10 protein-coding genes are annotated in these 13,312 nt (G+C 49.0%); 8 read left to right on the top strand and 2 right to left on the bottom strand.

Annotated elements, in window-relative coordinates; translation table 11 throughout:
• Nucleotides 1-214: 214 nt before the first annotated feature.
• The gene (locus BFC17_RS04305) at nt 215-1,258 is read left to right on the top strand and encodes an isopenicillin N synthase family dioxygenase (RefSeq protein ID WP_070175228.1); all 1,044 of its coding nucleotides are present in this window, start codon (nt 215-217) and stop codon (nt 1,256-1,258) included.
• Nucleotides 1,259-1,428: 170 nt separating this feature from the next.
• Nucleotides 1,429-2,169, top strand: coding sequence for a class II aldolase/adducin family protein (locus BFC17_RS04300; protein ID WP_070175227.1), 741 nt, complete (start codon nt 1,429-1,431; stop codon nt 2,167-2,169).
• 97 nt (nt 2,170-2,266) lie between these two features.
• Here BFC17_RS04300 and BFC17_RS04295 read toward each other — a convergent pair whose 3' ends face one another.
• Together BFC17_RS04295 and BFC17_RS04290 are read right to left on the bottom strand one after the other, a co-directional pair.
• Entirely contained in the window at nt 2,267-3,172 is a 906-nt protein-coding gene (locus tag BFC17_RS04295) for a lactate/malate family dehydrogenase (protein WP_070175226.1), read from the bottom strand.
• Nucleotides 3,173-3,272: 100 nt separating this feature from the next.
• The gene (locus BFC17_RS04290; RefSeq protein WP_070175225.1) at nt 3,273-4,238 is read right to left on the bottom strand and encodes a LysR substrate-binding domain-containing protein; all 966 of its coding nucleotides are present in this window, start codon (nt 4,236-4,238) and stop codon (nt 3,273-3,275) included.
• A gap of 634 nt (nt 4,239-4,872) precedes the next feature.
• Between BFC17_RS04290 and BFC17_RS04285 the strand changes: the two genes are divergently transcribed.
• The 6 genes from BFC17_RS04285 to BFC17_RS04260 all read left to right on the top strand — a co-directional run bounded on the left by BFC17_RS04285 (nt 4,873) and on the right by BFC17_RS04260 (nt 13,302).
• A complete protein-coding gene (locus BFC17_RS04285) occupies nt 4,873-7,140 on the top strand; it encodes a TonB-dependent receptor (protein ID WP_070175224.1) in 2,268 nt (755 codons plus the stop codon).
• A gap of 22 nt (nt 7,141-7,162) precedes the next feature.
• Nucleotides 7,163-8,521: a purine-cytosine permease family protein gene (locus BFC17_RS04280; RefSeq protein WP_070175223.1), complete on the top strand. Its 1,359-nt coding sequence runs from the start codon at nt 7,163-7,165 to the stop codon at nt 8,519-8,521.
• Nucleotides 8,522-8,659: 138 nt separating this feature from the next.
• Nucleotides 8,660-9,499 carry a helix-turn-helix transcriptional regulator gene (locus tag BFC17_RS04275; RefSeq protein ID WP_070175222.1) on the top strand — a complete coding sequence of 280 codons (840 nt, stop codon included), beginning with the start codon at nt 8,660-8,662 and terminating at the stop codon, nt 9,497-9,499.
• Nucleotides 9,500-9,694: 195 nt separating this feature from the next.
• Nucleotides 9,695-10,606 carry a dimethylarginine dimethylaminohydrolase family protein gene (locus BFC17_RS04270; protein ID WP_070175221.1) on the top strand — a complete coding sequence of 304 codons (912 nt, stop codon included), beginning with the start codon at nt 9,695-9,697 and terminating at the stop codon, nt 10,604-10,606.
• Between the two features lie 10 nt (nt 10,607-10,616).
• The gene (locus BFC17_RS04265; protein ID WP_070175220.1) at nt 10,617-11,849 is read left to right on the top strand and encodes a M20 family metallo-hydrolase; all 1,233 of its coding nucleotides are present in this window, start codon (nt 10,617-10,619) and stop codon (nt 11,847-11,849) included.
• Between the two features lie 34 nt (nt 11,850-11,883).
• Complete coding sequence (locus tag BFC17_RS04260; protein ID WP_070175219.1) at nt 11,884-13,302, top strand: aldehyde dehydrogenase family protein; 1,419 nt, start codon at nt 11,884-11,886, stop codon at nt 13,300-13,302.
• The last annotated feature ends 10 nt before the right edge of the window (nt 13,303-13,312 follow it).

Raw genomic sequence — 13,312 nt, 5'->3', positions numbered from 1 at the left:
CTTTTTTAGTGATGCAACCATACCATATAGGCAAAAAACGGTTAATTTACCAACCTCGTCACCCGCATTTTTTGGCAATATGCAGTGTGCGTAACAAAAAACATAACATTCTTCGTATTTCGCCGACTCTGTACCTATGGTTTTATATCGCTCAAAAGGGGCAAGTTAATTTAATAGACCCGAGCTAAGCAAAGACAACAAGTTGAGAGCGAATATGACGTCTAAAACCTTTACCGAGATTCCGGTTATCGACATTTCTGGTTTATACAGCGAATCCATTGAAGATCGCCTGAGTGTGGCAGAGCAAATGGGCAAAGCCGCCCGCGACGTGGGCTTTTTATATGTGGTGGGTCATGGAATGCCCGCCGACAAGATTACCGCCCTGCGTGATGCCGCGAAACGTTTTTTTGCCCAGTCTGAAGCCGAAAAAATGAAATATTATATTGGCAGCTCAGCCTCTCATAAAGGCTTCGTGCCAGAGGGGGAGGAAATCTATGGCACGGGTAAACCCGACAAAAAAGAAGCTTATGACGTAGGCTTTCCTGCCCCCCACGACCATCCGTTGGTGAAAGCAAAAACGCCATTAATCGGCCAGAATGAATGGCCTGCCCTGGATAACTTTAAAGAGCCGGTACTGGATTATTATGAAGCCGTATTTGCACTGGGTCGTAAGCTTTTTTCCGGCTTTTCTCTGGCCCTGGGTTTACCGGAAAATCACTTTGAATCAATGATCACCTGCCCACCATCAAAGTTACGACTGATTCACTACCCGTTAGATACTGAGGCAGAGGACCGTCCAGGTATTGGCGCTCATACCGACTATGAATGTTTTACCATTCTGTTACCAGACCAGCCCGGTCTGGAAGTGATGAACGATAATGGTGAATGGATTGATGCCCCCCCTATTAAGAAAAACGGTGAGGAAGCCTTTGTAATCAACATTGGTGATATGCTCGAAGTGCTCACTGCGGGTAAGTTTGTTGCTACCTCCCACCGCGTAAGAAAAGTAGCCCACGAACGCTATTCCTTCCCATTGTTCTTTGCCTGCGATTACCATACGCTCATTCGCCCGCTCGAACAGTTTGACGATGGCTCCGCAGAATACAAAGAACTCAGCATTGGTGAACACATGTATAGCCAGGCATTGCAAAGCTATCGTTACCTGCGCGAAAAAGTCGCAAAAGGCGAACTGTCGCTGCCAGAACGGGCCACCGGCGTAGCCACCTTTGGCCACCTGAAAAATAACAAACCAGCGTAACAACGGGGTAAGTTATCCCCTGTTTTATGGCACACTCACTCGTTACAGGGCTGTTCAGCGAATAGCCCTGTGGTTTTTGAGGTATCAACTGATATCAATTAACGTGTAGAAGAGCCCGATTCCCTTACCGTATCAGGCAAACCCTGAGTAAGACCTTTAGAGGACCCGTAATGGCTGAAATAAACGCCGAACATGAATTACGAAAAGATTTAGCCGCCGCCTACCGCCTGCTGGATCTGGAAGGCTGGAGCGATATGATTTTCACGCATATCTCTGCTCGCCTGCCGGACTCGGACGATAGATTTTTATTAAACAGCTACGGCTTACTGCCGGAAGAGGTCTGCGCCTCAAACTTAGTGTTAGTGGACGTTCAGGGTGAAAATGCGGGTAGCAGCCCTGCCACTGTTAACCCGGCTGGGTTTACCATTCACAGCGCCCTGCATATGGCCAGGGATGACGCCCATTGTGTAATGCATACGCATACCATGGCTGGCATGGCGGTTTCCGGACTTGCTGAAGGACTGTTGCCCGTTAACCAAACCAGTATGGAATTTTTTAATCGCATCGCTTACTACGATTACCAGGGCATTCCCCTTGAGTGCGACGAACGCGAAGCCATAGTGGCCGCCATGGGTGACAAAAACAGTATGATCTTACGCAATCATGGTCTGTTGACTGTTGGTCGCACTGTGGCTGAGGCGTTTTACCGTATGTATTACTTAAATAAAGCCTGTGAAATTCAGGTGGAAACCATGAAGACCGGCGGCACGCTGTTAATACCGTCCGATGATGTCTGTGAGCATGTAGCTCAGCAAGCTTCCAGCCCGCGCTATATGGCACAGAGTATTGACCTTATCTGGCAGGCAATGATCCGTAAACTGGACCGCATTGACCCTTCTTACCGCAATTAATTAGCCTTCGACAAAAAAAGACCCGCAAAATGCGGGTCTGAAGGAGTAAAGAAGGTTTAATACGGCACCTTCGATTACACATGAAACATTCAATCGTCTATACCATGGCCACATACTGACGAATAATTTGAGCTGACTGCTCAAACCGGGCTTGTTCTTTATCATTGAGCGTTAAGGTAAATCGTTTCCCCAACCCCATTTTACCAACCTGTGTAGGGTGACTGATATAACACTGAGCCGTTTCGTCATACACAGAAACCGAATAAACCTTCTGACTGTCATAAAGAATGGCCTGGCAAATATTGGCTGCCATTGCGCCGATACCAAACTCAGTACAGCCTTTACCATTGTAAATAACAGCGCCAGATTGCATCACGTCGAACTCAATACGTGCCTTATCGTCATCGCTAATGTTCCACTGTTCTGCCGACACACCCGCCATTCGCATGGGTGACCATGCTACAAACTGCGAGTCGCCATGCTCTCCTGCCATGTAGCCATCGATATCTCCCGGGTTTAACTCCAGGTGATCACCCAGCAGGCGCTGCAGGCGGAGTGAGTCCAGGGTGGTTCCGGTACCAAAGACACGACTCTTTGGTAAACCGGACGCCGCCTGCAGCACCTGGGTGATAACGTCACACGGATTAGTGATATTGAGCACAATACCGGGGTATTGCGCTTCTTTGAGTGTCTCGGCAAGGGCCTGGATGCCCACATTGTTGCTATGGAATTCATCCAGACGATCAAGTGAAGTAATATTTGCCGGGCCAATTGCAACAACAATGATATCGGCTTTCAGCATATCCTCGGTGTCGTTTACCGTTATGCTGACATCCTGATTTAATGCGATGAGCGCATCCTGTAGATCCAATGCGTGGCTGGTCGCTTTGACGCTATTGGTATCTATAATTGTAAGGTGAGATACCAATCCCTTATTAATAAGGGTATAACCTAGCGCTGAGCCTACCCGGCCGAATCCAACAATCGCGATATGTCTGTTCATCTCTTTTCACTACAACTCAACATTAAGTTCAGTCTAGAGGCTTGTAACAGGTCTCGCTAACAGTGTTTTTTTATGCTGCCATGCAATTTTGTAATGGTAATCAGGTTTCTGCGCGAACAGGTTCAGCAATTACATCATATACACCCCGATTAAGTCTGGCGCCACTTTTCTCGAGACTACCGATAATGGTTTTAAGTACCAGCAATGTGCGCTGAGTCATATGTGCTTTTGGTTCTGTTACCAAGTAAACAGATTCACCAATTTGCTGATCAGTTTGAATGATTTGCATTAGTCGCCCCTGCTGAATATCTTCACGTACCTCCATCACATCAGCCAGGGCAAGCCCCATACCTAGCCGGGCAGCTTCGATAGCCTGGTAAGCATAATCAAAATAAGTGTGCTGAAACGCTTGCTGCACATTCAGCCCGTGTGAGCTCAGCCACTGCTGCCACTGATTAAGCCGGTCATGCAATAGCGGGTGGGCCAGCAGCGAAGCAGGCGAAGCCTGAGGCTGACCATTGACTAACTTAGGGCTACAAACCGGCACATAATATTCATCATAAAGCTTAGTCACCACACGACTCTTATCGGTAGGCGCTCCTAGCGTCAACGCAATATCAAACTCCTGATTAAGCGACTCCTCCAACGGCTCCAATGTTTTAACCCGTAATGTAATTTCCGGATATTGTTGCTGCACATGAGTTAATACCGGCAACAACCAATTCATGGATATAGTCGCGGTACTGGCAATAACCAGTTCACCGGCTATCTGAGTCGGATTCATATAATGCAGACCTCGGTTCAGCTCCTGAAAGGCGATCTGAACCGAGGCCAATAAGCGCCTGCCAGTTGGCGTCAGCTGAATTCCATTGCCCTCGCGGTGAAAAAGATGACTGCCCAACCGCTCTTCTAACTGACGGATATGTCGGCTGAGTGCCGAGTGTGATACATGTAGTTCTTGTGCGGCACGGCGGATGTGACTATGTCTGCCAGCGGCTTCAAAAGCCCGCAATGCCGTAAGCGGAATTTGGCGTAAATCCAGATAAGGGGAAGGTTCCGGTCTCATTTAATCACCAGAATGACGTTAATTTAGCTACATTAAAGTACCAATTAGCACCATAAGCCAAAAAAGACAATTTTATTTTTCAGAGAAGTTACTCTTTATTCGTTATTTCTTCCGCCGCCTGAATGGTGCATCGACACGTCTTTCCAGACGCTGGCTTCCATTGTGTCCGATCACTTTGACTTGCACGTTTTCACCATTAAATAGCTTTATAGACGGACTATTTTCTGTAATTACACTGCTGTATTCCATTTACATTAAACAGTGTGATTCACGACCTCCTCAACCGTTTCTTTGGTCAGAAGTATTGGTATGCGGGTAATTTTTTTGCGTACAGTTTGTCTTCAGACCCTTCAGTATAGAAAGAGACAATTTCGATTCAAGCAAACTTTTCTCACCAAAGTGGTGACAAAATCAGACCAAATGGTAACATCATTCTCAACTCGGAAATTGCTCGTCTTTGCCAGATAAAATCCAGCCAACTCCTCCCATGCATTAGTTAACACTTTCTCAACATCGTGCTTCGGAAATAGTTCCTTAGGACTATTTTAACTCCAGACCAAACGTAGTCTTATAAAAATCCAAAAAGTTAAAACTAATAAAAATAAAAAGTAAAATTACACCAAGGAACACCTTTATGAGAACCTTTCCACTTAACCCAATTTTTTGCGGGCTTGTTGCGACGAGCCTGTCTTTCTCGGCTAATGCCGCTGCACAAAAAAATACAGATACGTCTGCAAATGGTGAGCAAGTAAAGCTCGAGCAGATTGTGGTCACTGCGCAGAAAAAGGTCGAAAATATCCAGACTGTTCCAGTAAGCGTTGTTGCCCTGGGTATGGACGACCTTGGCAACCTGAAAATGCGAAACACCCAGGAAATCGTTTCTCAGGCACCCAATGTTCAAATGCTGGGAAGCAATGGCGATGCCCAGTTGGTGCTTGGCATGAGGGGGGTTACCCAGTCAGATTACAGCCCTAACGGCACTGGCGCAGTCGCACTGTATGTCGACGAGGTATACATGGGCGCGACACCGCTGGCATCAGGGGTACAACTGTTCGATCTCGACCGCGTAGAAATGCTGCTAGGCCCCCAGGGTACCCTGTATGGTAAAAATACCACCGGCGGCGCAGTGAATATTATGACAACCCGACCGCAGATGATGGGAACCAGCGGTTACGTAGAAGTTGGCGCGGGCAATTTTGGCTACCGGACCATGACCGGTGCGGTGGACCAGGAGTTATCCGACAACTGGGGTGCGCGATTCGCATTCACTTCAGTGAGCAATGATGGATTTGTGGAAAATAAACTGGCTGGCGCTGAAGATCTCAGCCAGATTGACGAACAGGCAGCGCGCTTTTCACTGGCCTATGAAGGTGATGGTCTCGATGCCATTTTGCGGGTGCACAAAAGCCGCAGCAGAGCCAACCCTACCAGCATACTTCTTATAGAAGCCGATGGCGGCGTAGCTAATGGTGGCGTTGGCATTGGCGCGACAGGCTACTCGCGGCAAGACTTAGGTTTTCATGAGACAGAAACCAATAATGTCAGAGCAAAGAAGCTCGACCTGACCGGTGCTAATTTAACCATAAATTACGGTCTGACAGATTATACCCTGACCTCGATCACCTCCTATGATGACGGTGAATACTTTACGCCTGAAGATGCTGACGCGAGTCCGTATCACTTACTGGAAGATGATTTTTACGCACATACCAAACAGTTTACCCAGGATTTGCGTCTGTCTTCCGATTACGCCGGGCCGTTTAACTTTATAGCCGGGCTCTTTTTTAGCAAAGACACCACCGATGGTGCCACTACCTATCGCTGGCTGGCTGACTTCGGCGATGGTACTCAGCCCCTGCCCAATAACTGTGAGGATACCTTTTTCTATGGCTGTTACTACGGTAACAGTTATGAACAAACACGCACGACCAAAGCCGCTTACCTGCACAGTACCTATGAACTAACCGATGAGGTGACTGTGACTGTTGGCCTGCGTCATACCCGTGATTCTATCGACATTGATGGCTACAGTTCATGGTACGGTGAAGCGCAAAACAGCTTCGGTCAGGACAGCGACGGTCCGGTGCTGGGCAGTTTAGGCCTGGATAACCGTAGCGAAAGCATTGACGATACCGATACCTCAGGCAAAATTGGCGTCGACTGGGCGATTAACAGCGATTTGATGGTGTACGGCTCTTACAGTACCGGCTACCGTGGCAGCGCGTTTAACGGTTTTGCGTTTGCGCCGGACGAGTTTACTTCGGTTGAGCCTGAAGAATTGTCGGCCTGGGAATTCGGTTTTAAATCAACCCTGCAAAATGGCCGCACCCGGTTAAACGGTGCCGTATTCCGATACAATTATGAGAATCAGCAGTTTCTTATTTTTGACGCCGGTTTACAATTCCTGCTAAACGCAGGTGAGTCTGAGATCCAGGGCCTTGAACTGCAACTGACAACGCAGGCAACCGACAAGATGACGATCAATGCCGGGGTTGGATTACTGGATGCGGAATATGTCAGTATGAGTTATGCCGGTGCAGACTTGTCAGGTAACACGCTACCCTCATCCCCTGAAACCAACGTCAATATTATGGTTGATTACGACCTGTGGGAAAGTGATTCGCTGTGGGTACAGTTCCACTACGATGCTAACTATATTTCAAAACAATACTTTGAACCCTTTAACGACGATCGTTTAGCCCAGCCCGGATACAGTATCCATAATGCCCGGCTTAACTTCTCATTTGGCGGCGATGCGCACAAAGTAGGCGTTTATGTGAAGAACTTAACCGATAAAGAGTACGCCACTTACTCAGTTGATCTGGTTGCGGACTGGAACGGACTCTTTTTCTTCCGCGGCGCGCCACGCACATTCGGGGCAGACTATAAATACACGTTTTAATCAACCAGGTTAAGGAAGTAGTATGTCACAGTTAAATTTAACTCAGGCTGAACGTGGCGCAGAGGCAACACAGATGTCGGATGAATTCGGGCCAGTAAAAGGCACCCTTTCGACAAGTCGCATCGCCATGATCTGGCTGGCAGCAAATTTGGTGGTGACAACCTTACTGACGGGCACATTATTTGTGCCCGGTCTCTCCTGGCTACACTCCATTGAACTCATCATCACCGGCACTCTGCTCGGTGCCACGATTCTGGTTCTGGTGGGCAATATTGGCACCCGTACCGGTCTGTCGACCATGTCGCTGACCAAAGGCGCCTTTGGCTTAAGGGGCTCTTACGTTACCGCCATCGCCAATGTCGTTATCCTGATGGGCTGGAGCTGGGTGCAGGCTATTCTGGCTGGCATTACTGTTGATTACATGGTGGAGCAAGTAACAGGATTCTCTAATCCGGTGCTTTTCTCAGTGCTGTGTCAGTTATTGGTTGTGGGGCTTGCCATCTTTGGCCATTCCGGCATTGAAAAAGTAGAGCCCTGGCTGGCACTCATTATCCTGAGCATTATGGGTTACGTTTTCTCAGTGGTGTTTACCGACTACTCGGTGGCCGAACTTACCGCCATTAAAAATGATCCAGCCTTAGGTTGGAACAGGATGCTGGTATTGGATGTGGTCATCGCGACCTCCATTTCCTGGACCGTGCTATCGGCTGAATTTAATCGCCTGGCGAAATCACAAAAGGCTGGCATGATTGGTTCGGGTATCGGCTACAGCCTGTCTACAGTGTTATCCATGACGCTGGGAGCCACCGCTATAGGTTACGTGGCGCTTAAAGGCCTCGATGTGAACGGATTTGACCCGATTACCATTGTCAGCGCTTTCGGCTTTCCGCTGGCCATTGCAATTTTTCTATCCGTCATAGCCACCAATACCATGGTGGTGTACGGCATGGTGTCATCAATACTCAACCTGTCGCCGGTGAAAAAGCTACGGTTTTTACCTACTGCCTTAATTGTTGGTGCTATTTCTGTGGTGGGCGCAAGCTGGCTGTCGATGCTGGATAAGTTCACTCATTTTCTCACCCTCATCGGTGCTTTATTTGTGCCGGTATTCGCCATCATGATTGTCGATTATTACCTGCTTAAAAAGTCTGATTATCACCAGGACATTTTACGCGGAAGCGGCGGGCGCTATTGGTATCGCAATGGCTTTAACGCGGTAGCATTCGTGGTGTGGATAGTCGGTTTTCTGTTGTCGTTTGGCTTATCGGGCAACGCCGGACAGTTTGGCGTCACCATTCCGGTGTTTGTGTTTGCGTTTTTTACTTACTGGAGTGGCATGGCATTCTTAACCAGAAAGAGACAGACAACGGCTGTGCAGTGAAGGCTGGCAGCAACGTTAGCGCAACTCAGACCAAAAGAGCGGCCGCCCATTGTCGTGTTTATTTTGTTAATGGGATTTTACAGACATTTTGTTTTTAGATAGGGTAGCAACAGTTAACGTTTCACATTGCATCCCCTTATGCTTGATGTCCACAGTTCAGGTTGGTACCAACTGCTTGCAGAGTTAACCCCAAAAACGGGGCAACCGGGCTTTTTTAAGGTCTTGTCTGACGCGCTTGGTCAGATTATTCATATTGATTGTACCGGCGCTATTTTTTACGACGGCACGGAAGTCACCAATGTATTCGAGGGCAATTTGTCGCCGGAGTACAGTGAATACCTTAAGCAATATCTGCAGGGGATGTATTTGCTGGATCCGCACTACAGCTTCCTGAGCAATGGAGTTGAAACCGGAATCTACCGTTTTCGGGACATAGCCCCGGACTGTTTCCATGAGAGCAAATATTACGAATCCTTTGTTAAACCGGTTGGCATCACCGATGAATTCGATTTTATCGTTAACATTAATAACCGTTACCTGGACTTTTACCTTAACCGCCTGAGCGGCGAATTCTCAGCGGCCGACAAAGCCGCTTTAACGGCTATTGCGCCAATGATCTGTTATCTCATAGAGACGCATTGGCAGGCTCAGGAAAAGACTTCCCGTCAATCAACGCAAACGACCTATACCCCGCACTATCACTCGTTTTTCGACTCTTTTGGTAAATCTATCCTCACCAGTCGGGAGCAAGAAGTGGTGAAGTGTATCCTGCACGGCCATTCGTCTAAGTCGTTGGCGGACAAACTCAACATCTCACTGAGCACGGTTAAAATTCACCGCAAAAACATCTATCAAAAGCTCGATATTAAAACCCAGTCAGAGTTGTTTTCGCTGTGTATCCAATCCCTGTCTCTTACAGAATCCAGTGAATTCGACGACCCACTGAGCATTTTAAAAAGTAAGAGAATCTCTGACTAAAGTATTTTCGCTGTGTTCAAAAGTGCTGTGATTTACAACCACTGGCCATCCAATCAGATAATAGCGACTTCTAAGCCAGTCCAGGCGCCAGATTGGTCTAATTTAATCACCATGATGGTATAAATTCGTTACTTGAATGTCCTGATTAACACCATAAACTGGAGTAAATATCATACATCTTCAGAGACCTTTATTATGACTACCGATTTTTTTCGCCGCCGTAACCTCGCTGGGGGCACCGAGAGAATGCCACACTGGGGCATGAATTCTGAGTACGGCGTTCTGCAGGACGTACTGATTGGCCCGATGGATCATTACACCTGGCAAACGGGTAATGCCATGTCGCGCCGTTCCATGCGGTTAGGTCGGCAGTTCGACAAAGAAGTCGCCAAACAGCAATATCAGGAAATGTGCGATATCTACGAGCACTGCGGAGTAAAAACCCACTTCTTACAGCCCGATGAAACACTGCCCTATCAAATCTACGCCCGTGATTCGTCGGTAATGACCCCCTGGGGACCGATAGTCACCCAGATGTACAGCCCATGGCGCCGTGGCGAGTGGCTGGAAGTGGTTAAATTCTATCAGGAAAACGATATTCCGTTATACGATGTAGTGACCGCTGGCACCTTTGAAGGCGGCGACTTCATGGTTATGGAGCCAGGCGTTATTTTTTGTGGTTACACCGGCGAACGCACCAGCAAGGAAGGCCTCAACCAGGTGCGTGGTTGGATGGAAAAAGAAGGTTGGGAATTCCGCGCCTATGAATTTGACCCGTATTTCCTGCACCTGGATGTTAAATTTGCCATGCTTTCTGAAAAACTGGCAGCGGTTTGCACGCAGGCCGTGGAACAGGAACAACTTGACTGGCTTAAATCACGTGGCATTGAGATTATCGATTTATCTTACCGTTCGGTACTGGAACTGGGCGTTAACGTTGTAGCACTGGGTAACGATCGGGTACTGGTACCCGCCGGTAGCACAGAGCTGGTAGAAAAAGCTAAGGCACATGGCCTGGAAGTATTCAGCCCGGATATGTCCATGTTTACCTCGGGCGGTGGCGGCGTGCACTGTATGTGTCAACCGCTGAGCCGTAAAGACGCATAGGAGAATCCGCATGACAGCATTAGCAGTAAATGGTAAACGACTGTGGTCGAGCCTGATGGAAATGGCCGAAATTGGGGGCACCGCGAAAGGCGGCTGTAACCGACAAGCATTAACTGAAGAAGACAAAACCGGCCGTGAGCTGTTTATTCGCTGGTGCGAAGAGATTGGCTGTACTCTGCGGGTCGATCAGATGGGTAATCTGTTTTTACGTATGGCGGGTAGCGATAACTCGTTACCGCCGGTGCTGATGGGAAGCCACCTGGATACGCAGCCAACCGGCGGCAAGTTCGACGGCGTTTACGGAGTACTCGGCGGTTTGGAAGTGCTGCGCACCATTTATGATGCCGGTATTACACCAAAACACCCTATCGAAGTAGCAGTATGGACTAACGAAGAAGGCGCTCGTTTTTCGCCAGCCATGATTGGTTCAGGTGTATGGTGCGGTGAATTCGACCTGGCCTATGGTCACGCCCGGACAGACAAGCAAGGCGTCTCAATTAAACAGGCGCTGGAAAGTATCGGTTACCTGGGTACTGAACCGTGCCAACCTTTTCCGGTAAAAGCGGCCTTTGAACTCCATATCGAACAAGGCCCGATTTTAGAATCCATCGGTAAACCCATTGGTGTAGTTAAAGGTGTACAGGGCATGCGCTGGTACGATTTAATTATCGACGGTCAGCCAGTTCACGCCGGCCCCACCCCCATGGAACAGCGCCGCGATCCCTTTATGGCACAAGCGGCTATCGTTAGTGAGTTGTACGCACTGGCAGCAACTCATTCACCCTGGGCCCGTGCGACATTTGGCGATATTAAAGCTGAGCCGGGATCACGCAATACCGTGCCTGCCCGCCTGACAATGGCGGTGGATTTACGTCATCCGGATCAAAACATCCTCTCTGAAATGGACACTAAATTCCGCGAAATAGCAAAGAAACACTGTGATAAATTTGGCTTAACTTACGAAATCAAAGACGAATGGAATTCACCGGCGGTACAATTTAACAGCGACTGTATTGATGCGGTACGCGATGCCACCGAGGCACAGGGCTATGCCTATGAGGAGATGTTCTCCGGTGCCGGCCACGACTCGGTTTATACCTCACGCGTTATTCCAACCTCAATGATTTTTATTCCCTGCGAAAAGGGCATTAGTCACAACGAAGCAGAAAACGCCACCCCGGAAGATATTGAAGCCGGTTGTAATGTGTTGTTAGGTGCCGTTTTAAAAATGGCCAACGCCTGAGTCACAACCGCAGCGTAAACAAGGATAAGCATTAATGAAAGACTACCCGCAACTGTATATCAACGGACAATGGGTAAACAGTGCGTCAGATGACCGGATTGAGGTGATTAATCCGGCCAATGGCGAACTTTACGCCACCGTACCTGCTGCCAATCACAGCGACATTGATGCAGCGGTTGCTGCAGCAAAGGCAGCCTTTGACAGCTTTTCAACCACCAGTGCCGATTATCGTCGCGGCCTGATCCACGCCATCGCCGACGGTATGGAAGCCCGCAAGGACGAGCTGATTGAAGCCATCGTTAATACCATGGGCTGTCCCATTGCGCTGACTGATGAGATTCAGGTGCAGGGTAGTATCGACGCATTCCGCAGTTTTGCCAGCTTAGCTGGCGAGATGGATCACAGTGAAACCTTCGACAACTACATTACCGTGAAAGAAGCGGTAGGTGTATGTGTGCTGATTAACCCTTGGAACTACCCGCTTTCACAGCTGGCCGGCAAGTTGGGCCCGGCGCTTGCAGCCGGTTGTACAACGGTACTCAAACCTGCCGAACAAACCCCGCTGCAGGATTTAATTCTGGCCGACATTATTCATAACGCTGGCGTACCTGCCGGGGTCGTTAACGTACTCACCGCGGTGGGCAGCGATATTGGCGATTACCTGTGTAGTCATCCGCAGGTTGATATGGTGTCGTTTACCGGTTCTACCCTGGCCGGTATTAAGGTTGCGCAGGCGGCCGCCCCCAGCGTTAAACGGGTGTGTCAGGAGTTAGGCGGAAAGTCACCGTACATCATTGCACCGGGTGCCGATTTAGCCGCTGCCGTGCGCTATGGCGTGGAAGATGTCATGATCAATTCCGGGCAAACCTGCTGTGCGCTCACCCGCATGCTGGTGCCTGCTGAGTCACTAAAAGAGGCAGAACAGATTGCTGCCAGTGTGGCTGCCGAGTGGCAACCGGGTAACCCCCTGGCCCCGGAAACGATGCTCGGCCCGGTAAGTTCCCATAAGCAACAGCAGCGCATTAACAGCTTTATCCGCCAGGGTATCGACGAAGGCGCCAAACTGGTTTGCGGCGGCCAGCTCACCGATCCGGCGCTGGCTAACGGCGCTTATGTTCCACCAACCATTTTCTCAAACGTGTCTAACGATATGACCATCGCCAAAGAAGAAATCTTTGGCCCGGTATTGTGTATTTTGCCCTATGAAACGCTGGAACAGGCGATTCAGATTGCCAATGACACGCCTTACGGATTGTCCTCCGGGGTATATGCCAAAGATGCCGAGGAAGCCCGCCAGATTGCGCGTCGTATTCGGGCCGGCCAGTGTTATATCCAGGGCGCGTTATTCAATACCGACGCGCCGTTTGGGGGTTACAAGCAGTCGGGAAATGGCCGCGAGTGGGGCGTAATTGGCCTGCATGAGTACACCGAAACCAAAGCCTTAATTATCTAAGCCGTAATAA

The sequence above is a fragment of the Marisediminitalea lipolytica genome (genome assembly GCF_001758465.1).
Lineage (GTDB): Bacteria > Pseudomonadota > Gammaproteobacteria > Enterobacterales > Alteromonadaceae > Alteromonas > Alteromonas lipolytica.
The sequence above is the reverse complement of the archived record's forward strand: the minus strand, read 5'-3'. Positions and strand labels throughout refer to the sequence as shown.